Source organism: Plantibacter flavus (assembly GCF_002024505.1).
Taxonomy (GTDB): Bacteria; Actinomycetota; Actinomycetes; order Actinomycetales; family Microbacteriaceae; genus Plantibacter; species Plantibacter flavus_A.
Window position 1 is genome coordinate 220,197 of sequence record NZ_CP019402.1, and the last position, 26,892, is coordinate 247,088.

A 26,892-nucleotide genomic window follows, 5' to 3' on the forward strand; every position below is an offset into this window, starting at 1 on the left:
CAGGCTCAGGGACCGGGGTGAGGCTCAGGGAGCGGGGTGAGGCTCAGTGCCCGGGACCGACTGCGTCAGGCGCGGATGTCCTTCGTGAGCTCCTCCACGAGGGCTGCCCGCTGCTCACGGGTGGACGGCCGACCCTCGGCGTCGGGACGCTCCTGCCACGGGAACGGTCCAGTGGCGCGGCGGTACTCGACCCCGAGGGCGTCGAGGCGGGCGAGGTGCTGCTGCAGCCGTGCCTCGAAGCCCGCGAGGTCGCGCTCGCGGCCGACCCAGGCGACCTCGGCGAGGGCGCACAGTCGCGGATACGCCTGGTAGTCGATGACGCGGGCGGAGTCCATGTGCTCGGTCCAGATGTTCGCCTGCACCCCGATGATGTGCTCGGCCTGCGCCTCCGTCAGCTCCGCCGGCACGGGCTCGAAGGTGTACACCTCCGAGACCGTCAGTGGCGGCCCGACCGGGATCGGTTCACCCGGGAGCTCCGACTCGCGGTAGTCGAGGTAGACGCGGTCGTCCGGGCAGGCGATGACGTCGTAGCCCTGTCGTGCGGCGGCGACCGCACCGAACTCGCCGCGCCAGGAGGCGACGGTCGCGTCCTTCGGCAATCCGCCGCCCTCGAGGATCTCGTCCCAGCCGTACAGGCGCCGGCCCGCGGCTGACAGGTGCGCCTCGAGCTGGCGGATGAACCACGCCTGCAGCGCTTCGACGGTGTCCAGCCCACGCTCGGCCATGAGGGCCTGCGTTCGAGCGCTCGCCGCCCAGCGGGTCTTCTTCGCCTCGTCGCCGCCGACGCCGATGAAGGTCGACGGGAACAGCTCCATGACCTCGTCGAACACGGTCCGGAAGAACGCGACCGTCTCCTCGCCCATGTCGAGGATCGCCTCGTTGATGCCCCACCGTGTCCACACCGACGGCTCGTCCGCGTCCTGCGCGACGTCCGGCACACCCAGCTCGGGGTAGGCGGCGATGATCGCTCGCGCATGGCCGGGCAGGTCGATCTCGGGGACGACCGTGATGGACCGCTCAGCGGCGTAGGCGACGATCTCGCGCAGGTCGGCCTTCGTGTAGAAGCCGCCGTGCGGGCGGCCGTCGCCCGGAGCGTGCCGCGCTGCACCGTGCTGGCTCTCGGTCCGCCACCCGCCGACCTCGGTCAGCTTCGGGAAGGCGTCGATCTGGATGCGCCAGCCTTGGTCGTCGGTGAGGTGGAAGTGGAGGACGTTGAGCTTGTGGCGTGCGGCGAGGTCGATGAACCGCAGCACGTCGGACGTGGGGAGGAAGTGCCGTGCCACGTCGAGCATGACGCCGCGCCAGCCGAAGCGCGGGGCGTCGTCGATGGTCGTCGCCGGGACGGTCCAGTCGACGCCGGGGACGAGCGCACGGCGGTTGACCACCGGTGGGAGGAGCTGGGTCAGGGTCACCGCACCGGAGAACGCGCCGGAGGCGTCGGCGGCGACGATGCGCACACCGTCCGCGTCGACCACGAGTCGGTAGCCGCCGGCCGCGACGGTGTCGTCGTGGATGAACGCGATGCTGTCGGTCCGCATGTCGATCCGTGCGTCGAGGTCGAACCCGGTCGACGTCTGCAGCACCCCGCGCAACCAGCGGGTCGCGGCCGTGAAGCGGCGGTCACCGCCGAGCCCGGTCGTCTCGCTCAGCGTGAAGGCGCCGTCGTGCTGCTGGATGGACACGGGCAGTGGAAGCATCGGTGGTTCTCTCCTCGAGTGCTGATGGGCCGTTCTCAGGACATCCGCGGCGCGGCTGGCCGGGAACCCGGTGACACGCCGGAGGACTCCTGAGAACGGTTCCGGATGGTGGAGGTCAGGACGGGCGGTCGACGAGGGTGGTGAGGCGGTCGGCGATCAGCGTATCCGAGACGACGGTGAGCGGCGACTGACCGGCCTCGGCGGCGAGCTCGGCGATGCTGCGGCCGACGAGCTCGCGGAGGTCGGGGTGCGACACCTGCGCGATGCGCACAGCGGACCAGTCGACGCGCTCGTCGAACGGCGGCTCGGCGAAGGCCCGTTCGAGTTCGTCGACGACGGCGTCGTCACGGAGGCGGTCGATGACGGCGTCGCCGCCACCGCCGGTCACCCAGGTGGGCAGCAGGGCGGTGAGGGCGGTGCCGCGGAGGACGCCGTCGAGCAGGATGGTGCCGGTGCCGTGATCCATGGGCCGCTCTCCAGTCGTCGGGCGATTGCGCATGTTGCAACGGGGGTTGCGTCAATGCCCGACAACTGTAAAGGGTCCGAACAAACGTGTCAACGGTGCGGAGACGGGGTCGCTGGGAGCGTGGCTCGGCACTTCGACAAGCTCAGTGACCGGGGGAAGTAACTTGGTGACCGGGGGAGGGCCTCGGCTCCGCGGTCGGGGCGCCTACTCCACGAGGCGGAGGCGGACCGCCATGAACTGCCGACCGGGCAGCTCGACGCGCACCGTGCCGGAGTGCGTCCCTGGCAGGGTCTCGACCGTCATGTTCCAGGTGTCGAGCACGTCGACGTGGAACTCGCCCTCGGGGAGGAAGACGTTGCGGAACCGCGGCCGGTTGAAGCCGAAGTAGCCGATGACGTAGCGGCCGGCCACCCCGCCCCACGGCACGTCCCAGTCGCCGGGCAGCGGGTCGAGGACGCCCGTCGGGGACTCCGCCGAGATGCGTTCCAGGAACGCGACGCGGTCGGGACTCGAACCGATGAGCGGACCGCCCTTCGACCAGAACAGCTCCTCCCGGTCGTTGAGGTAGGTCTCGCCGTGGCCGACGTAGCCGCCGCGGATCGCACCCTCCCAGAACCGTCGCACCATCTCCTCACCGGTGATGTTGCCCCAGCCCTGGTCGATGTCGCCCTCGTAGGCGCACTCGTCGATGACGATCGGCTTGCCCCATTGCTCACGCCAGGCGTCGGTGTTCTCCGCGGTCCGGTAGACGTCGACGCGCTGCACGCTGCAGTGCGTGATCCACGGCTTGGTGTAGTCGTAGAACCCCTGGCAGTTGTGGATGGAGTTGAGGTGGTCGTGCGGGTCCTCCGCGCCGACGACCGCCGCGAGCCGCTCCCAGTCGTCGTTCGTCTTCGCCCAGAGCAGGTCGTACTCGTTCGCCATCGACCACCACACGTTCGCGAACGCGGCGAGCCGGCGGACGGCGTAGCGGAGGTACCGTTCGTCGACGGCCGGACCGAGGTCCGCGAAGCCCCAGCGGTCGTAGGCGTGGAAGAGGATGAGGTCCGCTTCGATGCCGAGCGCGCCGAGCTGGGTGATGCGCCGCTCGAGGTTCGCCCAGTACGCCGGGTCGAACCGCTCGTGGTCGAACCCGTCGGCGAGCGAGCCGACGAAGGGGAACGTCTCCGGCTCGTTCGCGTTGTAGAGGTACGACTTCGGGAACACGCACATGCGGATCTTCGTGAACGGTGCGGCCTCCAGGGCGCGCAGCGTCTGCTCCTGCAGTTCCTCGGGCTGGTGCGTCCAGGCGTAGGCGGTCGTGCCGAGCGGGCGGTGGCGGGTGCCGTCCGCATGGGCGAAGTGGAAGCCGTCGACGCGCACCGGTCCGTGGCTGTCCGTCGCCGCGGCCGACACGGTGAACGTGCCGGCGACGCCGTCGAGCGAGCGGGCGGTCGAGCTCGTGGTGAACGACCACTCGCCCTGCTCCTCGGCGAGCAGCCGTACCAGGTACCGTCCGTCGCCGTCGTAGAACCCGCCGACGGTGAGCTCGCGTGCACCGTTCGTGAACGTCGCGCCGAGTTCCACGTCGACGAACGGGTTGCTGTGCGACGGCCCGTCCAGCCGGATCTCCACGACGCCGTACTGCGGGACGTCGCCGGGGGCCGTCAGGGTCGCCGAGCCGCGCGGGACGTCCTGGCTCTCGTAGTCGGGAGCGGGCTCGATCGCGGCGCCGTAGGGTGCGCGGGCCTCGGGACCGTCGTCGACCTGTGCGAGCGCCGCCCAGAGACGATCCTTCGCCGCGTCGTCCTGGAGCTCGGGCACGATCGCCGACAGCTGCCCGAGCCGGATGCTCCGGAACTGCTTGGCCATCGGCGATGCGGCGATGCCGGGCAGGAACTGCTCGAGGACGGTGCGACCCGCCGGGCTCTCGATGACGTCTCCGAAGGCGGAACTGCGGTCGAACATGGATCTCCTGTGATCGGCCGAGCGGGTCGGCGGCGGGGTGCTACTGGTGCAGGCGGTGCGAGTGTTGCACGTGGAACGGTCGAGTGGGGGTTATCGCGCAACTCCTGGTGCCGGAGTGGCTGCAGCCAGCGCCGCGTCCACGTCGTCGAGCATCGACGGCGGCGTGAACATGAGGAGCTGACGGACGGTCCGACCACGACTCCACTGGGTGCCGCGGCGGATGTCGTCGGCCTTGGCCTGATCGTGGGCACCCACCGAGCGCAGGAGGGCGTCGTACGAGGCCGGTCGGTCGATGATCTCGGAGAGCGGCGAGTCGAGGCCGAGCGTGATGTCGTCGGGAGTCGAGCCGGCGTCCGTGACCTCGACCGTCCAGTCGTGACGACCGGACCCGACCGTCTCCTCGGGGGCACCCGGCAACGCGACCGTCGCCGTCGTGTTCGGCGGCACGACCGCCGACACGCGGAGTGAGGACCCATCGCGTCGCCACGCCACCGACGCCTCGCCGTAGGGCGTGACATGTCGGGCTTCGGCGTGGTCGAGCCCGTCGATCGGCCGCGGCGCGATCCGGAGTTCGCGGTAGCCGGGAGCCGCGGGCGCGAGGCCGGCCACGGTGCGGTGCAGCCAGTCGGCGACGGCGCCGAGCGCGTAGTGGTTGAACGAGGTCATCTCGCCCGGGTTGACCGAGCCGTCCTCGAGCAGGCTGTCCCAGCGCTCCCAGATCGTGGTCGCGCCCTTGGTGACGGGCGAGAGCCAGGACGGGTTCTCGGTCTGGAGCATGAGGCGGCCGGCCGCGCGGAGGTGTCCGCCGTCGGCGAGTGCGTCGGTGATGAGTGGCGTCCCCACGAAACCGGTGCCGATGCGGTAGCCGTCTGCGCGGACGAGGTCGGCCAGGCGGTCCGCGAGGCGTTGTCGGACGGTGGGATCGTCGACGAGGTCGAACCGCAGGGCGAGGGCGTACGCGGTCGGCGCGTCGGACATCATCCGGCCGGCGGGCGTCACGTACTCGGCGGTGAAGGCCGCCCGACTCCGCTCGGCCAGTTCGCCGTATCGCTCGGCGTCCGCCGTCTCCCCGAGGAGCCCGGCGGTGTCGGCGAGGATCCGGAGGGAACGCGCGTGATAGGCGCTCGCGACGATGTCCGAGTCGACCCTGGCCTTCGCCGGCTGGTCCGGCGGCGCGCTCGGGTCGAGCCAGTCGCCGAGCTGGAAGGTGTTCGACCAGAGACCGTCGGTGCTCACCCGGAGGACGGCCTCCACCCAGGAGCGCATCGACGGGTACTGCTCGCGCAGGATCCCGAGGTCGCCGTAGCGCTCGTGGAGCACCCACGGCACGACGGTCGCCGCGTCGCCCCAGGCCGCGGTCGGACCGCCACCGGCGAAGCCGGACAGCGCGGCCGGGACCACCATCGGGACGACACCGTCCTGGTGTCCCTGCTCGAGCGCGAGGTCGCGCAGCCAGGAGTCGAGGAAGGCGGAGCTGTCGTAGAGGAAGCTCGCGGTCGGGGCGAAGACCTGCAGGTCACCCGTCCAGCCGAGTCGTTCGTCGCGCTGCGGGCAGTCGGTCGGGATGCTCAGGAAATTGCCGCGCATGCCCCAGACGACGTTCTCGTGGAGACGGTCGAGTAGCTCGTGCGAGGAGGAGAACCAACCCGTGCGCGTGAGGTCGCTGTGGAGGACGACGGCGGTGACCGACGCCGGGTCGAACGCGCCCGGCCAGCCGTCGATCTGCGCGTAGCGGAAGCCGTGGAAGGTGAAGCGCGGCTCGATCGTCTGCTCGCCGTCGCCCGAGAGCGTGACGTGGTCGGTGGCCGCGGCGTTGCGGAGGGGACGCAGGGCGAGTTCGCCCTCGTCGAGGACCTCCGCGTGCCGGAGCGTGAGCGTCGTGCCCCGCGGGCCGGCGACGGTGAGCCGGAGGCGGCCGACGAGGTTCTGGCCGAAGTCGAGGATGGTCGCGCCCGTCGGCGAGGTGAGCACCTCCGCCACCGCGCGCTCCTCGATGCGACGGACGGGCGCGGCGATGCGGGCCTCCGGCACCGGGTGCGCGGCGTCGTCGACGAGGGCCGGGGCCCAGGTGGACGCGTCGGACGCCGTCGTCGACCAGCCGGGTTCGGCCAGGGTGGTGTCGATCGCCTCGCCGGCGTAGATGCCGCTGTCGACGAGCTCGGCACCGTCGGCCGCCGACCAGCTCGCATCGGTGACGAGCGTCTCCGTCGTCCCGTCGAGGTAGTCGAGCTGCAGCTGGGCGGCGAAGCGTGGCTGGTCGCCGTAGATCCGCTCGGCGAACTGGAAGAACCCGTAGCGCTCGGTGTACCAGGCACCGGCGACGGTCGCGGCGAGGACGTTCTCGCCCGGCTCGACGAGTGCGGTGACGTCGACGGTCTCGTGCACGAGGCGGTCGCCGTAGGCGGTCCAGCCGGGGGAGAGCACGTCCTCCGAGGCGGGAACCCCGTTGAGCTGTGGTTCGGCGGCACCGAGCGCGGTCCAGAACAGCCGGGCGCGACGGACGGGCTGCTCGACGGTGAACGTGCGGCGCACCCGGATCGGTTGCGCCGGACGCCCGGGCGCCGCGAGACCGATGAAGCGGGCGGCCCAGGCTCCGTCGGCGAGGAACGCGGCTTCGACGTCGATCGGCTCGCTCCAGGGTGTCTCCTCACCGGCGGTCGACGCGGCACGGACCTCGACGGCGCGCACCTCGTCCGGCGCGAGCGGCGGGAACGGCCAGGAGACGAGGACGGAGTCGCGGCCCTCGACGCGCGCCGTGGCACCACTGCCGTCCCGGAGCTCGGCCCAGGCTTGCACCCAGTCGGCGCCCGATGTCTCGACGGTCCAGCTCAATCGAGGCGTCGGTGTCGCGACCGCGGGACTGTCGTCACGGGTCTCCGCCCGCAGACGGCCGATCTGCGCGACGTGCGCGGTCATCGGGAGGTCCCTGCCGCAATGGTGACGACGTGCTCGTCCACGAGGTCGACGACGGACGATCCGATCCGGAGGGTGACGTCACCTGGCTCGACCTGCCAGCCGTCCGCCCATTGGGCGAAGATCCGCGCAGGCAGGGCGACCTCCCAGGCGACCGATTCGCCGGCGCCCGCGCGGACGACGGCCGATCCGACGAGCCAGCGTACGGGGCGGTCGACCGAGGAGTCCGGTCGCTCCGCGTACACCTGCACGACGTGCTTGCCGGCGCGGTCACCGGTGTTCGTCGCGGTCCCGGAGACGCGGGCGTCACCGGAGGCGACGTCACCCGAGACCTCGCCACCGTCGATGGACCAGCTCGTGTACCCGAGCCCGTGCCCGAACCAGTAGGCGGGCGTGGCACCCGAGCGGAGCCATGCGCGGTAGCCGATGTGGATGCCCTCCTCGTAGCGGAGCACGCCGTCCACCGGGGTGACGTCGAGCACCGGGACGTCGTCGAGCGTCGCAGCCCAGGTGGTGCTCAGGCGACCGCCGGGTTCGGCGACACCGAGGAGCACGTCGGCCAGGGCGTTGCCCATCTCCTGCCCGCCGAACCAGCCGAGGAGCACGGCGGCGACCTCGTCGCTCCAGGGGAGCAGGACCGGGGCGCCGGAGTTGACGATCACGACGGTGCGTGGGTTCACGGCGGCGACGGCCCGGACGAGCTCGTCCTGACGGCCGGGGAGTGTGAGGCCACTGCGGTCCCAGCCCTCCGATTCGACCTTCGAGTTCGTGCCGACGACCACGACGGCGACATCGGCCGCGCGGGCCGCCTCGACCGCCTGGGCGATGAGGGCGTCGGGGTCGGAGTCGTCGGGAGCGCGACCGACGGTGACGCTGATCGCGCCAAGACCGTTCTCGCTCGGGGAGAGGTCGAACTCCGCGCGGAGTTCGACGGCGACGTCGGCCTGGGCGGCGAACGCCCCCGTCGCCGACGGCGGGGCGAGCAGCGCCGCGCCGAGGTCGTTCCCGACGACCACGGGTTGCTCGTCGACGAGGAGGACGCCGTCGACGAAGAGCCGGCCGTGGAGCCCCGTGGCGAAGCCGAGCCGCAGCTGCTCGGTGGCCTCCGGTGTGTACGTGGTGGTGAGCACGAGCTGCGACGCCGTGGTGACCGGGGCGTCGCCGCCGAACCAGACGAGCGCGGTGGAACGGCGGTCCTCGGTGAAGAGTTCCGCACCGTCGGCGTCGAGGAAGGTGGCGACGAGACCGGGGTCACCCGTGCGAGGGTTGGTGAGGCGCTCGAGCGGCAGTTCTGCGACGCCCTCCTGCACGATCGCGCCGACGGCGTAGTCGATCGTCGCCTCGGGGAGCGCGAGTCGGAGCCCCTCGAGCGGGCTGACGGTGTGTTCGGGGAGGACCGTCGCACTGCCACCGCCCTGGGTGCGGGAGTCGCGGGCATTGTGCCCGATGACGGCGACGCGGGTGAGCGTGGCCGCGTCGAGGGGCAGGGTGCCGTCGTTGTCGAGGAGCACGACGCCCTCGGTCTCGGCCTCGCGGGAGAAGGCGACCCCGTCGACCGGGGCCGGTGCCAGCGCCTCGTCACCGAGTGCGCCGACGCGGACCGCGAGGGCGAGGAGTCGGGCGACCTTGCGGTCGACGTCGGATTCGGCGACGCGTCCGTCGCGGACGGCCTCGACGAGTGCCGCGCTCCATGCGGGAGCGGGACCGGGCATGGCGAGGTCCTGCGACGCCGGCGCCGAGCCGAGGCTGCGGACACCGGTCCAGTCGCTGACGACGACGCCGTCGAAGCCCCACTCCGAGTTGAGCGGCGTCTCCAGCAGGTCGTTCTCGCTCATCGTGACGCCGTCGACGGAGTTGTAGGCGCTCATGATCGCCCAAGTGCCGGCCTCGGTCACCGTGCGCTCGAACGGCGCGAGGTAGAGCTCGCGGAGGGCGCGCTCGCTCGCGCGCACGTCGACCGTGAAGCGGTCGGTCTCGGAGTCGTTGGCGACGTAGTGCTTCGGGGTCGCGGCGACGCCGTTGTCCTGCAGGCCGCTGACGTAGGCGGCCGCGAGCGAGCCGGTCAGTTCCGGGTCCTCGCTGAACGCCTCGAAGTGCCGCCCGCCGAGCGGTGAGCGGTGGAGGTTGATGGTCGGGCCGAGGACGACGTCGACGCCCTTGCGGCGGGCCTCGGCCGCCGCGACGGCGCCGTATCGGTAGGCGAGCGACGGGTCCCAGGAGGACGCCAGCGCGGTCGCCGACGGGAGGTTGATCGACGGCGAGCGCTCGTCCCACAGCGGACCGCGGACGCCGGCCGGGCCGTCGGACAGCACCATGGCGCGCAGGCCGATCTTCTCGAGCGGGACCGTGGTCCAGAAGTCGGCGCCGGAGACGAGTGCGACCTTCTCCTCGAGGTCGAGCCGGGCGACGAGGGCGTCGATCGCCGCGGTGTCGACGGGCTTCGTGGCGGCGGCGTGCCGGGGAGTGGTGATGGTCATGCGATGTGGGTCCGTTCTGGGGTGGCCCTTCGACAAGCTCGGGGACCGGTTGTGGGGTCTCGGGGACCGATGGTGGGTGGGTCTCGGGAACCGGATGGTGCGCCCGGCCGGCCAGGTTCCTGGCCCCGGCCGACCGGGCGGTCGAAGCGACGGTCAGGCGGCGGACTCCGCCGCACGCTGCTCGTCGATGAGGCGGCGGCGCTCCACCCGGCGGTCCTCCTGGCGGTCCGGGTCGGGGATCGGTGCCGCCATGAACAGGCGCTGCGTGTAGGGGTGGGCCGGGTGCGCCGTCACCTGGTCGCCGTCGCCGGACTCGACGATCTCGCCGTGGTACATGACCGCCACGCGGTGGCTGATGTGCCGGACGACCGCGAGGTCGTGCGAGATGAACAGGTAGGCGACGCCCGTCTGCTCCTGAATGTCGATGAAGAGGTCCAGGACCCGCGCCTGCGTCGACAGGTCGAGGGCCGACACGGGCTCGTCGCACACGATGAGCTTCGGATCGAGGGCGAGCGCCCTGGCTATCGCGATGCGCTGCCGCTGCCCGCCCGAGAACTCGCGGGGGAGCCGTGAGGCCGCGCCGGTCGGCAGCTGCACCTGGTCGAGCAGGGATCCGACGCGCTTGCGGGCGTCAGCAGCGGAGACGCCGCGGACGGTGAGCGGCTCGGTGAGGATCTGCTCGATCGTGAGCGAGGGGTTGAGCGAGGAGTACGGGTCCTGGAACACGACCTGGATCTCCGAGCTCAGCGCCCGGCGCTCCTTGCGCTTCAGGTGCCCGATCTCCTGGTCGCGGTAGCGGATGCTGCCGCCGGTGACCGGGGCGAGGCCCAGCACGGCGCGACCGAGCGTGGTCTTGCCGGAGCCGGACTCGCCGACGAGGCCGACGGTCTCACCGGGCTTGATGTCGATCGACACGCCCTTGAGCGCCTTGAACGACTGGGCACGGAACCCCTTGCCCGGGTACTCGACTTCGAGGTCCTTCACCTCGAGCAGTGACGACGTCATCGGGTCTCTCCTGTCAGGTTCGTCGCGAGTGCCGGTCGGGCGGGACCCTCGTCGAGGATCGCGCCGAGCAGCGACTGCGTGTACGGGTGCTGCGCGTGGTTGAAGATCGAGCGCACCGGCCCGGTCTCCACGATGAGGCCGTTCTGCATGACCGAGACGCGGTCGCAGAGGTCGGCGACCACACCGAAGTTGTGCGTCACGAGGAGCATCGCCATGTGGCGTTCCGCCTGGAGGTCGCGCAGCAGGTCCAGGACCTCGGCTTGCACGGTCACATCGAGCGCGGTGGTGGGCTCGTCGGCGATGATGATGTCCGGGTCCGTCGAGACGGCGCCGGCGATGAGCACACGCTGCGCCATACCGCCCGAGACCTCGTGCGGGAATGCGGCGAAGGTGCGCTTGGGGTTCGGGATGCCGACCCGCTCGAGCAGGGCGAGTGCCTTGTCCGTCGCCTCCTTCTTGCTGAGGCCGAGGGTGACGCGCAGGGGTTCGACGAGCTGGCTGCCGATCGTGAACGCCGGGTCGAGGTTCGACATCGGCTCCTGCGGGATGTAGCCGATGCGCTTGCCGCGGATGGCCGTGTACTCGCGCTCCCCGAGGGTGTCGAGCCGGGTGCCCTCGTAGCGGATCGTCCCGTCGGTGACCCGACCGCCGCGCGGCAGGAGCCCGAGGACACCCCACGCGGTCTGGGTCTTGCCCGAGCCGGACTCGCCGATGAGGCCGTGGACCTCGCCCTTGCGGATGTCGAGGTCGACGCCGTGGACGACCTCGGTCACGCGCCCGCCCTCCTGGTCGTAGCCGACGCGGAGGTCGCGGACGCTGAGGACGAGCTCCTCGGCGCGGACGGCGGCGCGGGCGTCGTCGTCGTGGCGGATGGGCGGGACACCGACGATCTCGTCCTCACTGATCCCGGAGGTGCTGATCGACTGCGTGACGATCGTGTTCGAGCCCGTCTTCGACGTCGTCACGATCTTGCGACGGCGCCGACGGACGGACACGGTGCGCTCGAGCTCGTCGCGCATCGCGTTGGCGAGCAGGGTGAGCGCGATGCAGGTGAGCGCGATCGCGAGCGACGGCCAGACCATGAGGATCGGTGCCTTGTAGATGTTCGTGAAGCCGTCGTTGAGCATCGAGCCCCAGGTCGGCACCGACAGGTCGCCGAGACCGAGGAACTCGAGGCCGGACTGGATCGCGATGGCGATGCCCGCGATGATCGCCGACTGGATGATGATCGGTGCGCGGACGACGGAGAGGATGTGCCTGCCGATGATGCGCGGGTCGCTGAGTCCCGAGACCCGGGCGGCGTCGACGTAGAGCTCCGAGCGGACGGCCGTGACCGCCGCGTAGACGAGGCGGAAGTAGGAGGGCGAGAGCAGGATGCCGAAGATCGCCATCGAGATCCAGACCGACGGGCCGAGGACGGCGCGGGCGGCCAGCAGGACGACGATGCCGGGCAGCGCCATGATGAGGCCCGTGAACCACGAGGACACGGAGTCGAACCACCCCTGGTAGTACCCGGCGATCAGTCCGGCGACAACCCCGATGACGATCGCGACGACGAGGGCGAGGAGTGCTGCGGCGACGCTGATCTGGGTGGCGGCGAGCAGGCGGGAGAACACGTCGCGCCCGGCGCTGTCCGCTCCGAGGAGGTGGTCGGCACTCGGTGGCGCAAGGACCTGCTGCAGGGACGCGAGGTTCGGGTCCTGCGGGGCGATGAGCGGTCCGAAGATCGCGACGACCCCGATGAGCACGAGGAACACGAGGGACGCGGCGCCGATCGGGCGCTTGAGGAGCCGGCGCAGGAGGTTGACGCGGACCTGCGGGGTCGGGACGGTGAGCGGGGTTTCGATGGCGGTCATGACAGTCGCACCTTCGGGTTGAGCGCAGCCTGCGCGAGGTCGATGAGCAGGTTGACGACGACGACGATGATGGCCGTCGCAATGACGACCCCCATGACGATGGGGATGTCGCCCTGGGTCGTGGCCTGCACGGCGAGTTGACCGATGCCCGGGAGGGCGAAGATCTGCTCGATGATGACGGCGCCGCCGAGGAGGCCGATGAACTGCACGGCGAGGACGGCGAGGGCGGGGCCGCCGGCGTTCCGCAGCACGTGCTTGTAGATGACGCGGCCCGTACCGAGCCCGCGGCTGCGGAGCGTCCGGACGTAGTCCTTCGACATCGCGTCGACGACGGAACCGCGCACCTGCTGCGAGACCGTCGCGATGGCGCCGATCGCGAGGGCGATGATCGGCAATGTCACCGAGGCGACCCAGCCGGAGAAGGACGTGGTGATCGGGATGTACCCGGTGGCTTTGAACAGGCGGAGGTTGATCGCGAAGGTGATGACGAGCACGAGCGCGATGAGGAAGCTGGGGATCGCGAAGCCGATGACGGAGATGAACTGGACGACGTTGTCGATCCATCCACCGCGACGGGCGGCGAGGACACCGAGGATGACGGACACGATCGCGGCGATGATGGTCGCGCCGAGCACGATCGAGAGGGTGACGGCGAGGCGGCCGGTGACGCCCGAGGACACGAGCTGGCCGGTGAACCACGAGCGGCCGAGGTCGCCCTGGAAGGCGGAGGCGATCCAGTCGAGGTACTGCACCGGCAACGGGCGGTCGAGGCCGAGTTCGGCGGCCTTCTTCGCGACGGTCTCGGTGGTGGCGCTCTGGCCGAGGATCCGGCGGGCGATGTCGCCGCCGCCGAGGTAGAGGAGGGAGTACGCGATCACGGAGATCACGAAGATGAGGACGACGCCGGACACCAGGCGTCTGAGGATGAATCCGAGCATGGGTCACTCCAGGAAGTGGGTGAGTGAGGGGTGTTGGGGCCGGCCCGCCCGAGCGCTGGACACTCTGGCGGGCCGGGGTCGATACGACACGTGCGACCGGTCGGTCCCGGTCCCGGAGCCTGTCGACGGCCGGGCCTGCGACGGGTTCCGGTTCCGGTCCCTGAGCCTGTCGAAGGGCGGACCCGCGACAGGCTCAGGACCAGCGGACTACTTCGGCTGGATGTCGTAGATGGACGGGTACGCGTTCGTCGGGATCATCTTGACGGTCGTGTTGGCGTCCGTCGCGAAGCTGCCCTGCACCCGGTAGAACGGGGCGAACCACGCCTGCTCGACGATGTACTGGTTCAGTTCCTTCGCGACCTTGCCCTGCGTCGCCTCATCGCCGTACTGGATCTGCTTGATGTACTCGTCGACCTTCGGGTCGTCGTACTTGAAGGGGTTGAAGACGGCGTTCGGGCGATCATGAACTGGATGAGCTGCCAGTCCGGGTTCTGCTCCAGCGCCATGAAGGAGACCGGGAACTTCGGGGCCAGGAGGTCGGCGATGAAGTTGTTGCCCGGGTCCGTGTACTCGGCGGTGATCCCGACGTCGGCCAGCTGCTGCGAGATCAGCGTGTAGGTGGTGGCGCCGAGCACCGTGGAGGACGGCATCGAGAGCGTCAGACCGTCGGCGTAACCCGCCTCGGCGAGCAGCTCCTTGGCCTTCTCGGGGTCGTAGCCGTAGCGGTCGTCGAGCGACTTGTCGAAGGCGGGGGAGTTCTCCGGGAAGACCTGACCCGTGACCGTGCCGTTGTCGTTCTGCAGCGCCTTGAGCAGAGCCGGGCGGTCGAACGCGTAGTTGATGGCCTGACGGACGCGGACGTCGGCGATCGCCGGGTTCATCGTGCCGGCGCGGTCGAGGAGCAGCATGCCCTGGAAGTCGAGCTCGTTGGCGTTGACGGTCCAGCCGGCGCCCTCGACCTCGGCGAGGTTGTCGTTGTTCGCGAGCTTGATGCCGTTGACCTCGCCCGACTTGACGGCGTTCAGGCCGGCGGTCGCGTCTTGGAGGACGTTGATGGTCAGCTTGTCGTAGTGCTGCCAGTCCTTGTTCCAGTAGTCGGGGTTCGCGGTGTAGCTGTAGCTCGTGCCGGTGACGGTCGCGGCCGTGTCGAGCACGTACGGTCCGGAGCCGACCGGGTTGGTGGCGAGGTCGGGGCTGTCGAACGACTCCGCGCTGGCGATCAGGCCGGGGTCGCGGGTGAGGTAGTTGAGCATGGCCGGGTCCGGCGCGCTCAGGGTGATGACCACGGTGGTGTCGTCGGGCGCCTCGACGGAGGCGACACCCGCGAAGTAGCCGGCGTCGGGGGAGGTGCCGGTCTTGAAGCGCTCGAGGTTCTGCTTGACGACGTCGGCGGTGAGCTTCGACTTGTCGGTGAAGGTGACGTCGTCGCGGATCTTGAGGGTCAGGACGGTGTTGTCGTCGTTGTACTCGTAGGAGGTCGCGAGCGACGGCACGATCTCGCCGTCGGCTGTGGCGACGAGCAGGGTGTCGAAGACGGCCTGGTAGAAGGGCGAGCGGTTGCCCCATTCGGAGCCGGCCGGGTCGAACGTGGTGGGGGGAGTGATCGCACCCAGGATCAGGGTGCCACCGGAGCCGCTGTCAGAGCCGGAGGTGCTACCGGAGCATCCGGTGAGCACGAGTGCAGCAGCGGTGACCGCGACGGCTGCGGTCGTCTTCCATCGGAACATCTTTGTCCATTCGCTGTGAGCAATCCCTCATCGGATCGCTGGTGATTGAGGACGCTAGCACGAAAGCCGAGTGGTCACTAGCTTTTTGTTTTCGACCATGTCACAGTTGGATCACGACCAGGCCGCGGCGTTCGACGGGGAACGCGCTATCGTGAAGCCGTCCGAAGGGGGAGGTCGTCCGATGACATCGGTCAAGACCGGGAACAAGCCGCAGGGGAAGCCCCGCGGTGCATATGCGAAAACCGGTATGAAGCGCGTCGCGATCCTCGACGCCGCGCTCGCCGTCTTCGCCAACGGGGGATATCGCGCGGGTTCGCTTCGGGAGGTGGCCGCGCAGGTGGGGATGAGCGAGGCAGGACTCCTGCACCACTTCCCGAACAAGAGCGCGCTGCTCGCCGCCGTGCTGTCCCACCGCGACGACCTCTCGGCGACGCTCGTCCCGATGGACGGCGACGACCCGATCGAGACGCTCCGGGGGCTGGTCGCACTCGCCCGGTACAACGCTTCCGTGCCCGGCGTGGTCGCGCTCTACTGCACGCTCTCGGCGGAGGCGACCTCGCCCGACCACCCGGCGCACGACTACTTCGTCGAGCGCTACGAGGGCACGCGCGCGCGGCTCGAGCGCACCTTCGGGTTGCTCGTCTCCGCAGGACGCGTGCGGGCCGGCTTCCCCACCACCAGCGCGGCCTTCATGACCCTCGCGCTCATGGACGGCCTGCAGGTGCAGTGGCTGCTCGCGCCGGAGTCGGTCGACATGGCGGACGAGCTCCACGCCTTCCTGTCGGGGCTCCTCGGTACCGAGCTCTAGGCGCCGAGCGGCCGGCGCGGCACCAGGAGGTCCGCCCCTGGGCAGGAGCCTTCGAGCGAGTGGGTCCTGCTGCGGCGCTGATCTCCTGCTGTCGCGCTACGGCGTCGTCGCCCGTGCGTCGCGCAGGTCCGCGCCGACGGAGACGTACGAGACGCCGCGGCGGTGCCGGGTGAACGGTACGGAGACGACGGCCGTGGCGACGATGACGAAACTGAGGATCCCGATGATCCCGACGATCGTCTGCGTGAGGCCGCTCGTGGCGTCGGGTATCTGCGCGGCGGTCGTCGTGGCGATGTACGGCAGGGCCACGACGGACCCGCGGTAGAGGCGCCGCGCCGCCGATCCGCGTCCGTCCGGCCACTGCGGAGCGAGCCAGACGAGGCGCTGCCCGAGCGACGCACCGCTCCCGATGAGCGCCGGCAGCACGATCACGAGGACGACCGTGCCCGCACCGATGCTGAGCACCTCGGGCAGCGTCGGGTCGTTGGCGGTCCCGGTCGCACCCGTGAGCAGGACGCGTGGGACGACGAACACGAGCGACAGCACCGTGATCGACAGGTTCACGGCGAACGCGTCGAGGACCATGCCGAACCAGCGTCGCCAGACGGTGATGGGTCGCGCCCGGTCGCGGGTGGCGCGCAGGGCTCGCGCGCTCGGCATCCACCCGAGGACGATCGGGGCGATGAGTGCTCCGATCGCGGCCCCGGCCGTGTTCGTGATCACGTCGTCGACGTCGGCCACCCGGTAGGCGCATTCGTACAAACCCCAGATGCCCGTGTACTGCGTCGACTCGATCAGCAGGGAGACGAGCGCCCCGAGCAGGATGGAGACACCGAGCCCACGGTTCCAGTACCGCCGCGCGATGGCGCCGAACGGGATGAAGAGGATCACGTTCAGGACGACCTGCAGGAACGCGTGGCTCGTCAGGGTGCTCAGGACCGAGAGCCCGGCGGTCTCCCGTGCGATGTCCGCGATCGAGTGACCGGGGATCAGCTCGAGCGCCCCGTGGGCCGTGCTGCAGTTCGCGCGCTCATCGGGCAGTGGCAGCAGCGTGTAGGCGACGAGGGCCACCGCGTAGACACTGACCGCCGCAGCACCGATCACCCGGGGAAGCGACATCTGGCCGTAGCGACGGACTTGAACGAGCAGGATCGGACCGAGGACGGCGAAGAAGATCACCGTGCCGCCGACGAGTCCGACCCACGCCTGCCATGTCCACCCGCTCATTCCGACAACTGTAGGGCGCTCGCCGCGCCGGCGGCATCAGTCGGCGGACGGACCCCGGTCATCCTGCAGAGGGTGCCGAACGGCGGATCCCGCGCTCGATGCAGGCGATGATGGAGTGTGCCGACGCTCATCGTGACCACCCATCCCGACCCGACTCCCTCACCCATCACCTCGCCCAGCGGCTCGCGCAGGAGCTGCGCTCGACCTCGGACCCGGCCGGCGTCGAGGTCGCGGACCTGGCTGCGGAGGGCTTCGACCCGCGGTACACGCTCGCGGACCGCCACACCTACCGCGTCGGCGGGGACTTCACCCCGGACGTGGCCGCCGAGCAGGAGCGGCTCGACCGGGCCACCGACCTCGTGCTCGTGTTCCCGGTGTACTGGTGGTCGACGCCCGCGCTCCTCAAGGGCTGGTTCGACCGCGTCTTCGTCAACGGCTGGGCGTTCGGCCTCGACGCGGACGGCGGGATCGTCCGGAAGCTCGACCGCCTGCGCGTGCACCTCGTGCCGATCGCGGGCGACGACGCCGGGGTCTACGACCGCCACGGCTACGAGCAGGCGATGCGGACGCAGCTCGAGCACGGCATCGTCGACTTCTGTGGCGCTCGCCGCGGCGTGACGACCTTCCTCCATGACTCGGAGGGCGAGGACGCCGACGCGCGAACGCGCGCGGTCGAGGCCGCGGTGGACGCGGTCGTCGAGGCGATCCGCGCCTGACCGCCCTTCGACGGGCTCAGGGACCGGGACTCGGTCACTGACCCGAACCCCGGTCACTGAACCGAACTCCGGTCACTGAGCCTGTCGAAGTGCTACGCCGTGAGGGTGCGGTTGAGGCGCTCGGTCGCGGTGTCCATGTGGTGCTGCATCGCAGCCGTGGCCGCCGCGGGGTCGCCCGACATGATCGCCTCGTAGACGGCTCGTGCTCCTCGAAGGCGCGCTGGGCGTCGACGTCCTCGTGGATGCCGCGCTCCACCCAGATGCGGAGGAGCGAGCGGATGCTCTGCAGGAGGTCGGAGAGCACGCGGTTCCCGGTGGCCGAGGCGAGCTCCAGGTGGAACTTCAGGTCGGCCTCGATGAACTTGGTGCGATTGGCGCCGCCTCGCTCATGGCGGTGAGGTGGTTGCGCAGCCGGTTGCGTGCCATGTCGTCCATGCGCGTCGCGGCGAGGCCGGCAGCGAAGACCTCCAGCTGACCGCGCACCTCGATGAGTTCGCGGGTCCGCGGCTCGCCGAGCATGAGGCCCCAGCTGAGCGTCTCGGGGAGGAGTTCGGAGACGCTGCCGCGGAGGTAGGTGCCGCTGCCCGGGCGGACGTCGACGACGCCGAGGATCTCGAGCGCCGCCAGGGCCTCGCGGACGGCGGACCGCCGATGCCGAGGGACGCGGCGAGCTGACGCTCCGGTGGGAGGCGGGTCCCCGGGGCGATCTCACCGCTCGTGAAGTGGTCGAGCAGGCGCTTCGCGACGGCGGAGACGGCGGATCCCACGGCGACCGGTCCGAGGCTGGACGAGATGTCGTCGGTCGGCCGATCCGGGAACGCAGGCATGGGTTCACTGTATCGCGGCGGGTCGGCATGCCGGAGCCCACTGCTTGAATTGGTCAACCGGTTGATGTATCGTTCATTCCGGTCCGGCCCGGACCACGCCCTGCCCGCGGCATCGATGCCGCCCACCCGAGGAGTCATAGTGGACACCACCGCCCCGCGGCCAACCGGCTGTCGAGCGATCAGCCATCCGGAAGGTCTCGATCCGTCTCGTGCCGTTCGTGGCGCTGATGTTCTTCATCAACTACCTGGACCGCACCGCGATCGGCTTCGCCGCCCCCAACGGCATGAACGAGGACCTCGCGCTCTCCGCCGCCCAGTTCGGCTTCGCGTCCGGCGTCTTCTTCATCGGCTACATCCTGCTCGAGGTGCCCAGCAACCTCGCGCTCAACAAGTTCGGTGCCCGCCGCTGGCTCGCCCGCATCATGGTCACCTGGGGTATCGTCGCGGTCCTGTTCACCTGGGTCGCCAACTTCGAGCAGCTCGCGATCCTCCGCTTCGTGCTCGGTGTCGCCGAAGCCGGTTTCTTCCCCGGAGCGATCCTCTTCCTGAGCCTCTGGGTCCCGGCCAAGCACCGCAGCAAGATCCTCGCCCTCTTCTACCTGGCGCAGCCGCTCACCACCGTCATCGGCGCACCCCTCGCCGGGTGGCTCATCGGTCAGCACGGCGTGTTCTTCGGTCTCGAGGGCTGGCGCTTCATGTTCCTCGGCGTCGGACTCCCGGCCATCCTCATCGGTGTCATCGCCTGGTTCTACCTGAAGGACCGTCCGTCCGAGGCCAAGTGGCTCACCCCCGAGGAGCAGACCTGGCTCACCGCGGCTCTCGCACACGAGAAGGCCACCACGGAGCAGAAGCAGGGCCACGTCAGCCTCAAGCACGCGTTCACGAGCGGTCGCGTCTGGATGCTCGCGTTCATCTACTTCGGCTTCATCTACGGCCTCTACGCGCTCGGCTTCTTCCTCCCCACGATCATCGAGGGCTTCCAGGAGACGTTCGGAACCGAGTTCAACGTCATGCAGAAGGGCCTCATCACGGCGATCCCGTACGTGCCGGCCGCCATCGCCCTGTACTTCTGGTCTCGTGATGCGACGCGCCGTGGCCTGAAGACCTGGCACATCGTGATCCCCGCGATCGTCGGTGCCGTGAGCATCCCGCTCGCGCTCTTCGCCAACTCGCCCGCCCTCACCATCGCGGTCATCGCGGTCACCGCCATGGCGATCTTCGCCGCGCTGCCGAACTTCTGGACGCTGCCCACGCAGTTCCTCACCGGTGCGGCAGCGGCCGCTGGTATCGCGCTCATCAACACGGTCGGCAACCTCGCCGGGTTCTCGGCGCCGTACATCACCGGTGCCGTCGCGGACCTCACCAAGGTCGGCGACACCCCGCAGTACGTCGTCCCGATGTTCATCGTCGGTGGCTTCATGATGATCTCCGCCACGCTCATGGTGATCCTCTCGAAGCAGCGGAGCTCTCGCGAGCTGCGCGTCTCGCACGACGACCTCACGGGTAAGACCCGATGACGCGCCTCTTCAACGACCCGGCGGACTTCGCCGACGAGATGATCGACGGCTTCGTCGCCGCGAACCGTGACCAGGTCCGGCGCGTGACCGGTGGTGTCGTCCGGAGCACCCCGGACGCCCGAGGGCACGGTCGCGCTCGTTATCGGCGGTGGCTCCGGCCACTACCCGGCGTTCGGCGGCATCGTCGGCCAGGGCCTCGCGCACGGTGCGGCGATGGGCAACCTGTTCGCGTCGCCGTCGTTCGCCCAGTACGCCGGGTCGAACCGCTCGTGGTCGAACCCGTCGGCGAGCGAGCCGACGAAGGGGAACGTCTCCGGCTCGTTCGCGTTGTAGAGGTACGACTTCGGGAACACGCACATGCGGATCTTCGTGAACGGTGCGGCCTCCAGGGCGCGCAGCGTCTGCTCCTGCAGTTCCTCGGGCTGGTGCGTCCAGGCGTAGGCGGTCGTGCCGAGCGGGCGGTGGCGGGTGCCGTCCGCATGGGCGAAGTGGAAGCCGTCGACGCGCACCGGTCCGTGGCTGTCCGTCGCGCGGCCGACACGGTGAACGTGCCGGCGACGCCGTCGAGCGAGCGGGCGGTCGAGCTCGTGGTGAACGACCACTCGCCCTGCTCCTCGGCGAGCAGCCGTACCAGGTACGTCCGTCGCCGTCGTAGAACCCGCCGACGGTGAGCTCGCGTGCACCGTTCGTGAACGTCGCGCCGAGTTCCACGTCGACGAACGGGTTGCTGTGCGACGGCCCGTCCAGCCGGATCTCCACGACGCCGTACTGCGGGACGTCGCCGGGGGCCGTCAGGGTCGCCGAGCCGCGCGGACGTCCTGGCTCTCGTAGTCGGGAGCGGGCTCGATCGCGCGCCGTAGGGTGCGCGGGCCTCGGGACCGTCGTCGACCTGTGCGAGCGCCGCCCAGAGACGATCCTTCGCCGCGTCGTCCTGGAGCTCGGGCACGATCGCCGACAGCTGCCCGAGCCGGATGCTCCGGAACTGCTTGGCCATCGGCGATGCGGCGATGCCGGGCAGGAACTGCTCGAGGACGGTGCGACCCGCCGGGCTCTCGATGACGTCTCCGAAGGCGGAACTGCGGTCGAACATGGATCTCCTGTGATCGGCCGAGCGGGGTCGGCGCGGGTGCTACTGGTGCAGGCGGTGCGAGTGTTGCACGTGGAACGGTCGAGTGGGGGTTATCGCGCAACTCCTGGTGCCGGAGTGGCTGCAGCCAGCGCCGCGTCCACGTCGTCGAGCGATCGACGGCGGCGTGAACATGAGGAGCTGACGGACGGTCCGACCACGACTCCACTGGGTGCCGCGGCGGATGTCGTCGGCCTTGGCCTGATCGTGGGCACCCACCGAGCGCAGGAGGCGTCGTACGAGGCCGGTCGGTCGATGATCTCGGAGAGCGGCGAGTCGAGGCCGAGCGTGATGTCGTCGGGAGTCGAGCCGGCGTCCGTGACCTCGACCGTCCAGTCGTGACGACCGGACCCGACCGTCTCCTCGGGGCACCCGGCAACGCGACCGTCGCCGTCGTGTTCGGCGGCACGACCGCCGACACGCGGAGTGAGGACCCATCGCGTCGCCACGCCACCGACGCCTCGCCGTAGGGCGTGACATGTCGGGCTTCGCGTGGTCGAGCCCGTCGATCGGCCGCGGCGCGATCCGGAGTTCGCGGTAGCCGGGAGCCGCGGGCGCGAGGCCGGCCACGGTGCGGTGCAGCCAGTCGGCGACGGCGCCGAGCGCGTAGTGGTTGAACGAGGTCATCTCGCCCGGGTTGACCGAGCCGTCCTCGAGCAGGCTGTCCCAGCGCTCCCAGATCGTGGTCGCGCCCTTGGTGACGGGCGAGAGCCAGGACGGGTTCTCGGTCTGGAGCATGAGGCGGCCGGCCGCGGAGGTGTCCGCCGTCGGCGAGTGCGTCGGTGATGAGTGGCGTCCCCACGAAACCGGTGCCGATGCGGTAGCCGTCTGCGCGGACGAGGTCGGCCAGGCGGTCCGCGAGGCGTTGTCGGACGGTGGGATCGTCGACGAGGTCGAACCGCAGGGCGAGGGCGTACGCGGTCGGCGCGTCGGACATCATCCGGCCGGCGGCGTCACGTACTCGGCGGTGAAGGCCGCCCGACTCCGCTCGGCCAGTTCGCCGTATCGCTCGGCGTCCGCCGTCTCCCCGAGGAGCCCGGCGGTGTCGGCGAGGATCCGGAGGGAACGCGCGTGATAGGCGCTCGCGACGATGTCCGAGTCGACCCTGGCCTTCGCCGGCTGGTCCGGCGGCGCGCTCGGGTCGAGCCAGTCGCCGAGCTGGAAGGTGTTCGACCAGAGACCGTCGGTGCTCACCCGGGACGGCCTCCACCCAGGAGCGCATCGACGGGTACTGCTCGCGCAGGATCCCGAGGTCGCCGTAGCGCTCGTGGAGCACCCACGGCACGACGGTCGCCGCGTCGCCCCAGGCCGCGGTCGGACCGCCACCGGCGAAGCCGGACAGCGCGGCCGGACCACCATCGGGACGACACCGTCCTGGTGTCCCTGCTCGAGCGCGAGGTCGCGCAGCCAGGAGTCGAGGAAGGCGGAGCTGTCGTAGAGGAAGCTCGCGGTCGGGGCGAAGACCTGCAGGTCACCCGTCCAGCCGAGTCGTTCGTCGCGCTGCGGGCAGTCGGTCGGGATGCTCAGGAAATTGCCGCGCATGCCCCAGACGACGTTCTCGTGGAGACGGTCGAGTAGCTCGTGCGAGGAGGAGAACCAACCCGTGCGCGTGAGGTCGCTGTGGAGGACGACGGCGGTGACCGACGCCGGGTCGAACGCGCCCGGCCAGCCGTCGATCTGCGCGTAGCGGAAGCCGTGGAAGGTGAAGCGCGGCTCGATCGTCTGCTCGCCGTCGCCCGAGAGCGTGACGTGGTCGGTGGCCGCGGCGTTGCGGAGGGGACGCAGGGCGAGTTCGCCCTCGTCGAGGACCTCCGCGTGCCGGAGCGTGAGCGTCGTGCCCCGCGGGCCGGCGACGGTGAGCCGGAGGCGGCCGACGAGGTTCTGGCCGAAGTCGAGGATGGTCGCGCCCCGCGGCGAGGTGAGCACCTCCGCCACCGCGCGCTCCTCGATGCGACGGACGGGCGCGGCGATGCGGGCCTCCGGCACCGGGTGCGCGGCGTCGTCGACGAGGGCCGGGGCCCAGGTGGACGCGTCGGACGCCGTCGTCGACCAGCCGGGTTCGGCCAGGGTGGTGTCGATCGCCTCGCCGGCGTAGATGCCGCTGTCGACGAGCTCGGCACCGTCGGCCGCCGACCAGCTCGCATCGGTGACGAGCGTCTCCGTCGTCCCGTCGAGGTAGTCGAGCTGCAGCTGGGCGGCGAAGCGTGGCTGGTCGCCGTAGATCCGCTCGGCGAACTGGAAGAACCCGTAGCGCTCGGTGTACCAGGCACCGGCGACGGTCGCGGCGAGGACGTTCTCGCCCGGCTCGACGAGTGCGGTGACGTCGACGGTCTCGTGCACGAGGCGGTCGCCGTAGGCGGTCCAGCCGGGGGAGAGCACGTCCTCCGAGGCGGGAACCCCGTTGAGCTGTGGTTCGGCGGCACCGAGCGCGGTCCAGAACAGCCGGGCGCGACGGACGGGCTGCTCGACGGTGAACGTGCGGCGCACCCGGATCGGTTGCGCCGGACGCCCGGGCGCCGCGAGACCGATGAAGCGGGCGGCCCAGGCTCCGTCGGCGAGGAACGCGGCTTCGACGTCGATCGGCTCGCTCCAGGGTGTCTCCTCACCGGCGGTCGACGCGGCACGGACCTCGACGGCGCGCACCTCGTCCGGCGCGAGCGGCGGGAACGGCCAGGAGACGAGGACGGAGTCGCGGCCCTCGACGCGCGCCGTGGCACCACTGCCGTCCCGGAGCTCGGCCCAGGCTTGCACCCAGTCGGCGCCCGATGTCTCGACGGTCCAGCTCAATCGAGGCGTCGTGTCGCGACGCGGACTGTCGTCACGGGTCTCCGCCCGCAGACGGCCGATCTGCGCGACGTGCGCGGTCATCGGAGGTCCCTGCCGCAATGGTGACGACGTGCTCGTCCACGAGGTCGACGACGGACGATCCGATCCGGAGGGTGACGTCACCTGGCTCGACCTGCCAGCCGTCCGCCCATTGGGCGAAGATCCGCGCAGGCAGGGCGACCTCCCAGGCGACCGATTCGCCGGCGCCCGCGGACGACGGCCGATCCGACGAGCCAGCGTACGGGCGGTCGACCGAGGAGTCCGGTCGCTCCGCGTACACCTGCACGACGTGCTTGCCGGCGCGGTCACCGGTGTTCGTCGCGGTCCCGGAGACGCGGGCGTCACCGGAGGCGACGTCACCCGAGACCTCGCCACCGTCGATGGACCAGCTCGTGTACCCGAGCCCGTGCCCGAACCAGTAGGCGGGCGTGGCACCCGAGCGGAGCCATGCGCGGTAGCCGATGTGGATGCCCTCCTCGTAGCGGAGCACGCCGTCCACCGGGGTGACGTCGAGCACCGGGACGTCGTCGAGCGTCGCAGCCCAGGTGGTGCTCAGGCGACCGCCGGGTTCGGCGACACCGAGGAGCACGTCGGCCAGGGCGTTGCCCATCTCCTGCCCGCCGAACCAGCCGAGGAGCACGGCGGCGACCTCGTCGCTCCAGGGGAGCAGGACCGGGCGCCGGAGTTGACGATCACGACGGTGCGTGGTTCACGCGGCGACGGCCCGGACGAGCTCGTCCTGACGGCCGGGGAGTGTGAGGCCACTGCGGTCCCAGCCCTCCGATTCGACCTTCGAGTTCGTGCCGACGACCACGACGGCGACATCGGCCGCGCGGCCGCCTCGACCGCCTGGGCGATGAGGGGTCGGGGTCGAGTCGTCGGGAGCGCGACCGACGGTGACGCTGATCGCGCCAAGACCGTTCTCGCTCGGGAGAGGTCGCGCGCGGAGTTCGACGGCGACGTCGGCCTGGGCGGCGAACGCCCCCGTCGCCGACGGGGGGCGAGCAGCGCCGCGCCGAGGTCGTTCCCGACGACCACGGGTTGCTCGTCGACGAGGAGGACGCCGTCGACGAAGAGCCGCCGTGGAGCCCCGTGGCGAAGCCGAGCCGCAGCTGCTCGGTGGCCTCCGGTGTACGTGGTGGTGAGCACGAGCTGCGACGCCGTGGTGACCGGGGCGTCGCCGCCGAACCAGACGAGCGCGGTGGAACGGCGGTCCTCGGTGAAGAGTTCCGCACCGTCGGCGTCGAGGAAGGTGGCGACGAGACCGGGGTCACCCGTGCGAGGGTTGGTGAGGCGCTCGAGCGGCAGTTCTGCGACGCCCTCCTGCACGATCGCGCCGACGGCGTAGTCGATCGTCGCCTCGGGAGCGCGAGTCGGAGCCCCTCGAGCGGCTGACGGTGTGTTCGGGAGGACCGTCGCACTGCCACCGCCCTGGGTGCGGGAGTCGCGGGCATTGTGCCCGATGACGGCGACGCGGGTGAGCGTGGCCGCGTCGAGGGCAGGGTGCCGTCGTTGTCGAGGAGCACGACGCCCTCGGTCTCGGCCTCGCGGGAGAAGGCGACCCCGTCGACCGGGGCCGGTGCCAGCGCCTCGTCACCGAGTGCGCCGACGCGGACCGCGAGGGCGAGGAGTCGGGCGACCTTGCGGTCGACGTCGGATTCGGCGACGCGTCCGTCGCGGACGGCCTCGACGAGTGCCGCGCTCCATGCGGGAGCGGGACCGGCATGGCGAGGTCCTGCGACGCCGGCGCCGAGCCGAGGCTGCGGACACCGGTCCAGTCGCTGACGACGACGCCGTCGAAGCCCCACTCCGAGTTGAGCGGCGTCTCCAGCAGGTCGTTCTCGCTCATCGTGACGCCGTCGACGGAGTTGTAGGCGCTCATGATCGCCCAAGTGCCGGCCTCGGTCACCGTGCGCTCGAACGGCGCGAGGTAGAGCTCGCGGAGGGCGCGCTCGCTCGCGCGCACGTCGACCGTGAAGCGGTCGGTCTCGGAGTCGTTGGCGACGTAGTGCTTCGGGGTCGCGGCGACGCCGTTGTCCTGCAGGCCGCTGACGTAGGCGGCCGCGAGCGAGCCGGTCAGTTCCGGGTCCTCGCTGAACGCCTCGAAGTGCCGCCCGCCGAGCGGTGAGCGGTGGAGGTTGATGGTCGGGCCGAGGACGACGTCGACGCCCTTGCGGCGGCCTCGGCCGCCGCGACGGCGCCGTATCGGTAGGCGAGCGACGGGTCCCAGGAGGACGCCAGCGCGGTCGCCGACGGGAGGTTGATCGACGGCGAGCGCTCGTCCCACAGCGGACCGCGGACGCCGGCCGGGCCGTCGGACAGCACCATGGCGCGCAGGCCGATCTTCTCGAGCGGGACCGTGGTCCAGAAGTCGGCGCCGGAGACGAGTGCGACCTTCTCCTCGAGGTCGAGCCGGGCGACGAGGGCGTCGATCGCCGCGGTGTCGACGGGCTTCGTGGCGGCGTGCCGGGGAGTGGTGATGGTCATGCGATGTGGGTCCGTTCTGGGGTGGCCCTTCGACAAGCTCGGGGACCGGTTGTGGGGTCTCGGGGACCGATGGTGGGTGGGTCTCGGGAACCGGATGGTGCGCCCGGCCGCCAGGTTCCTGGCCCCGGCCGACCGGGCGGTCGAAGCGACGGTCAGGCGGCGGACTCCGCCGCACGCTGCTCGTCGATGAGGCGGCGGCGCTCCACCCGGCGGTCCTCCTGGCGGTCCGGGTCGGGGATCGGTGCCGCCATGAACAGGCGCTGCGTGTAGGGGTGGGGTGTGCAGCCGGGGCGCCGTCCCCGGTCTCGCTCCCGGACTCCGACGTCTCGCCG

The 26,892-nt window shown here is 70.7% G+C and carries 19 protein-coding genes and 7 pseudogenes; 6 read left to right on the forward strand and 20 right to left on the reverse strand.

All coding sequences use genetic code 11. From position 1 onward, the window contains the following. Window positions 1-65 precede the first annotated feature (65 nt). The 9 genes from BWO91_RS01005 to BWO91_RS01045 all read right to left on the reverse strand — a co-directional run bounded on the left by BWO91_RS01005 (window position 66) and on the right by BWO91_RS01045 (window position 15,026). Complete coding sequence (locus BWO91_RS01005; protein WP_079000623.1) at window positions 66-1,697, reverse strand: beta-N-acetylhexosaminidase; 1,632 nt, start codon at window positions 1,695-1,697, stop codon at window positions 66-68. Window positions 1,698-1,812: 115 nt separating this feature from the next. Next, on the reverse strand, window positions 1,813-2,163 hold the full coding sequence (locus tag BWO91_RS01010; protein WP_071261463.1) for a hypothetical protein: 351 nt from the start codon (window positions 2,161-2,163) through the stop codon (window positions 1,813-1,815). A gap of 204 nt (window positions 2,164-2,367) precedes the next feature. Beyond that, on the reverse strand, window positions 2,368-4,110 hold the full coding sequence (locus BWO91_RS01015; RefSeq protein WP_079000625.1) for a DUF5605 domain-containing protein: 1,743 nt from the start codon (window positions 4,108-4,110) through the stop codon (window positions 2,368-2,370). A gap of 90 nt (window positions 4,111-4,200) precedes the next feature. Next, a complete protein-coding gene (locus BWO91_RS01020; protein WP_079000626.1) occupies window positions 4,201-7,026 on the reverse strand; it encodes a family 78 glycoside hydrolase catalytic domain in 2,826 nt (941 codons plus the stop codon). After that, window positions 7,023-9,500, reverse strand: coding sequence for a beta-glucosidase family protein (locus BWO91_RS01025; RefSeq protein WP_079000628.1), 2,478 nt, complete (start codon window positions 9,498-9,500; stop codon window positions 7,023-7,025). Before BWO91_RS01025 ends, BWO91_RS01020 begins: the two co-directional genes overlap by 4 nt. A gap of 153 nt (window positions 9,501-9,653) precedes the next feature. Next, window positions 9,654-10,505 carry an ATP-binding cassette domain-containing protein gene (locus BWO91_RS01030; RefSeq protein WP_079000630.1) on the reverse strand — a complete coding sequence of 284 codons (852 nt, stop codon included), beginning with the start codon at window positions 10,503-10,505 and terminating at the stop codon, window positions 9,654-9,656. Then, the gene (locus tag BWO91_RS01035; protein ID WP_064295412.1) at window positions 10,502-12,361 is read right to left on the reverse strand and encodes a dipeptide/oligopeptide/nickel ABC transporter permease/ATP-binding protein; all 1,860 of its coding nucleotides are present in this window, start codon (window positions 12,359-12,361) and stop codon (window positions 10,502-10,504) included. Before BWO91_RS01035 ends, BWO91_RS01030 begins: the two co-directional genes overlap by 4 nt. Then, a complete protein-coding gene (locus BWO91_RS01040) occupies window positions 12,358-13,299 on the reverse strand; it encodes an ABC transporter permease (RefSeq protein WP_064295411.1) in 942 nt (313 codons plus the stop codon). Before BWO91_RS01040 ends, BWO91_RS01035 begins: the two co-directional genes overlap by 4 nt. A gap of 344 nt (window positions 13,300-13,643) precedes the next feature. Then, the gene (locus BWO91_RS01045) at window positions 13,644-15,026 is read right to left on the reverse strand and encodes an ABC transporter substrate-binding protein (RefSeq protein ID WP_240555623.1); all 1,383 of its coding nucleotides are present in this window, start codon (window positions 15,024-15,026) and stop codon (window positions 13,644-13,646) included. A gap of 247 nt (window positions 15,027-15,273) precedes the next feature. Between BWO91_RS01045 and BWO91_RS01050 the strand changes: the two genes are divergently transcribed. Continuing rightward, entirely contained in the window at window positions 15,274-15,834 is a 561-nt protein-coding gene (locus BWO91_RS01050; protein ID WP_231884345.1) for a TetR/AcrR family transcriptional regulator, read from the forward strand. Window positions 15,835-15,930: 96 nt separating this feature from the next. Here the strand turns inward: BWO91_RS01050 and BWO91_RS01055 are convergent, their stop codons facing one another. Then, complete coding sequence (locus BWO91_RS01055; protein ID WP_079000632.1) at window positions 15,931-17,061, reverse strand: VanZ family protein; 1,131 nt, start codon at window positions 17,059-17,061, stop codon at window positions 15,931-15,933. A gap of 98 nt (window positions 17,062-17,159) precedes the next feature. Here BWO91_RS01055 and BWO91_RS01060 point away from each other — a divergent pair, with 98 nt between their 5' ends. Next, a complete protein-coding gene (locus BWO91_RS01060; protein ID WP_153303337.1) occupies window positions 17,160-17,777 on the forward strand; it encodes an NAD(P)H-dependent oxidoreductase in 618 nt (205 codons plus the stop codon). A gap of 259 nt (window positions 17,778-18,036) precedes the next feature. Here the strand turns inward: BWO91_RS01060 and BWO91_RS20520 are convergent. The 3 genes and pseudogenes from BWO91_RS20520 to BWO91_RS20530 all read right to left on the reverse strand — a co-directional run. Then, a pseudogene (locus BWO91_RS20520) lies at window positions 18,037-18,135 on the reverse strand (FCD domain-containing protein); the annotation flags it as partial. Beyond that, the gene (locus BWO91_RS20525) at window positions 18,120-18,296 is read right to left on the reverse strand and encodes an FCD domain-containing protein (protein ID WP_430929526.1); all 177 of its coding nucleotides are present in this window, start codon (window positions 18,294-18,296) and stop codon (window positions 18,120-18,122) included. The gene BWO91_RS20525 and the pseudogene BWO91_RS20520, both read right to left, overlap by 16 nt. Window positions 18,297-18,472: 176 nt before the next feature. Continuing rightward, a pseudogene (locus BWO91_RS20530) lies at window positions 18,473-18,742 on the reverse strand (hypothetical protein); the annotation flags it as partial. An 89-nt stretch (window positions 18,743-18,831) separates the two neighbouring features. On the opposite strand from BWO91_RS20530, the gene BWO91_RS01070 reads away from it, so the two are divergent. Together BWO91_RS01070 and BWO91_RS01075 are read left to right on the forward strand one after the other, a co-directional pair. Beyond that, window positions 18,832-20,121, forward strand: coding sequence for an MFS transporter (locus tag BWO91_RS01070; protein WP_079003785.1), 1,290 nt, complete (start codon window positions 18,832-18,834; stop codon window positions 20,119-20,121). After that, window positions 20,118-20,371, forward strand: a pseudogene (locus tag BWO91_RS01075) (dihydroxyacetone kinase subunit DhaK); the annotation flags it as partial. The gene BWO91_RS01070 and the pseudogene BWO91_RS01075, both read left to right, overlap by 4 nt. Here the strand turns inward: BWO91_RS01075 and BWO91_RS19875 are convergent. The 5 genes and pseudogenes from BWO91_RS19875 to BWO91_RS20100 form a co-directional block, all read right to left on the reverse strand. Next, window positions 20,283-20,723: a hypothetical protein gene (locus tag BWO91_RS19875; RefSeq protein WP_167620399.1), complete on the reverse strand. Its 441-nt coding sequence runs from the start codon at window positions 20,721-20,723 to the stop codon at window positions 20,283-20,285. The pseudogene BWO91_RS01075 and the gene BWO91_RS19875 overlap by 89 nt on opposite strands. 88 nt (window positions 20,724-20,811) lie before the next feature. Then, window positions 20,812-20,880: pseudogene (locus BWO91_RS20065) on the reverse strand (hypothetical protein); the annotation flags it as partial. Window positions 20,881-20,912: 32 nt separating this feature from the next. After that, the gene (locus BWO91_RS20070; RefSeq protein WP_240555850.1) at window positions 20,913-21,701 is read right to left on the reverse strand and encodes an alpha-L-rhamnosidase C-terminal domain-containing protein; all 789 of its coding nucleotides are present in this window, start codon (window positions 21,699-21,701) and stop codon (window positions 20,913-20,915) included. Window positions 21,702-21,874: 173 nt separating this feature from the next. Then, a pseudogene (locus tag BWO91_RS20095) lies at window positions 21,875-24,115 on the reverse strand (family 78 glycoside hydrolase catalytic domain); the annotation flags it as partial. Further along, window positions 24,066-24,887: pseudogene (locus tag BWO91_RS20100) on the reverse strand (glycoside hydrolase family 3 C-terminal domain-containing protein). The pseudogenes BWO91_RS20100 and BWO91_RS20095, both read right to left, overlap by 50 nt. Before the next feature lie 227 nt (window positions 24,888-25,114). Between BWO91_RS20100 and BWO91_RS20105 the strand changes: the two are divergent. Beyond that, a complete protein-coding gene (locus BWO91_RS20105; RefSeq protein WP_240555861.1) occupies window positions 25,115-25,468 on the forward strand; it encodes a hypothetical protein in 354 nt (117 codons plus the stop codon). Between the two features lie 329 nt (window positions 25,469-25,797). Beyond that, a complete protein-coding gene (locus BWO91_RS20110; RefSeq protein ID WP_240555862.1) occupies window positions 25,798-25,947 on the forward strand; it encodes a hypothetical protein in 150 nt (49 codons plus the stop codon). Here the strand turns inward: BWO91_RS20110 and BWO91_RS20115 are convergent. Both BWO91_RS20115 and BWO91_RS20120 read right to left on the reverse strand, forming a co-directional pair. After that, window positions 25,887-26,216: pseudogene (locus BWO91_RS20115) on the reverse strand (glycoside hydrolase family 3 N-terminal domain-containing protein); the annotation flags it as partial. The gene BWO91_RS20110 and the pseudogene BWO91_RS20115 sit on opposite strands and share 61 nt — an antisense overlap. Continuing rightward, entirely contained in the window at window positions 26,150-26,560 is a 411-nt protein-coding gene (locus tag BWO91_RS20120; RefSeq protein WP_240555625.1) for a hypothetical protein, read from the reverse strand. The gene BWO91_RS20120 and the pseudogene BWO91_RS20115, both read right to left, overlap by 67 nt. Between the last annotated feature and the right edge of the window lie 332 nt (window positions 26,561-26,892).

Coding starts and splice junctions, on each gene's coding strand:
- BWO91_RS01005 (WP_079000623.1), bottom strand. CDS start 1,697: ATGCTTCCACTGCCCGTGTCCATCCAGCAGCACGACGGCGCCTTCACG.
- BWO91_RS01010 (WP_071261463.1), bottom strand. CDS start 2,163: ATGGATCACGGCACCGGCACCATCCTGCTCGACGGCGTCCTCCGCGGC.
- BWO91_RS01015 (WP_079000625.1), bottom strand. CDS start 4,110: ATGTTCGACCGCAGTTCCGCCTTCGGAGACGTCATCGAGAGCCCGGCG.
- BWO91_RS01020 (WP_079000626.1), bottom strand. CDS start 7,026: ATGACCGCGCACGTCGCGCAGATCGGCCGTCTGCGGGCGGAGACCCGT.
- BWO91_RS01025 (WP_079000628.1), bottom strand. CDS start 9,500: ATGACCATCACCACTCCCCGGCACGCCGCCGCCACGAAGCCCGTCGAC.
- BWO91_RS01030 (WP_079000630.1), bottom strand. CDS start 10,505: ATGACGTCGTCACTGCTCGAGGTGAAGGACCTCGAAGTCGAGTACCCG.
- BWO91_RS01035 (WP_064295412.1), bottom strand. CDS start 12,361: ATGACCGCCATCGAAACCCCGCTCACCGTCCCGACCCCGCAGGTCCGC.
- BWO91_RS01040 (WP_064295411.1), bottom strand. CDS start 13,299: ATGCTCGGATTCATCCTCAGACGCCTGGTGTCCGGCGTCGTCCTCATC.
- BWO91_RS01045 (WP_240555623.1), bottom strand. CDS start 15,026: ATGTTCCGATGGAAGACGACCGCAGCCGTCGCGGTCACCGCTGCTGCA.
- BWO91_RS01050 (WP_231884345.1), top strand. CDS start 15,274: ATGAAGCGCGTCGCGATCCTCGACGCCGCGCTCGCCGTCTTCGCCAAC.
- BWO91_RS01055 (WP_079000632.1), bottom strand. CDS start 17,061: ATGAGCGGGTGGACATGGCAGGCGTGGGTCGGACTCGTCGGCGGCACG.
- BWO91_RS01060 (WP_153303337.1), top strand. CDS start 17,160: ATGCAGGCGATGATGGAGTGTGCCGACGCTCATCGTGACCACCCATCC.
- BWO91_RS20525 (WP_430929526.1), bottom strand. CDS start 18,296: ATGCTCGGCGAGCCGCGGACCCGCGAACTCATCGAGGTGCGCGGTCAG.
- BWO91_RS01070 (WP_079003785.1), top strand. CDS start 18,832: ATGTTCTTCATCAACTACCTGGACCGCACCGCGATCGGCTTCGCCGCC.
- BWO91_RS20110 (WP_240555862.1), top strand. CDS start 25,798: ATGGCGAGGTCCTGCGACGCCGGCGCCGAGCCGAGGCTGCGGACACCG.
- BWO91_RS20120 (WP_240555625.1), bottom strand. CDS start 26,560: ATGACCATCACCACTCCCCGGCACGCCGCCACGAAGCCCGTCGACACC.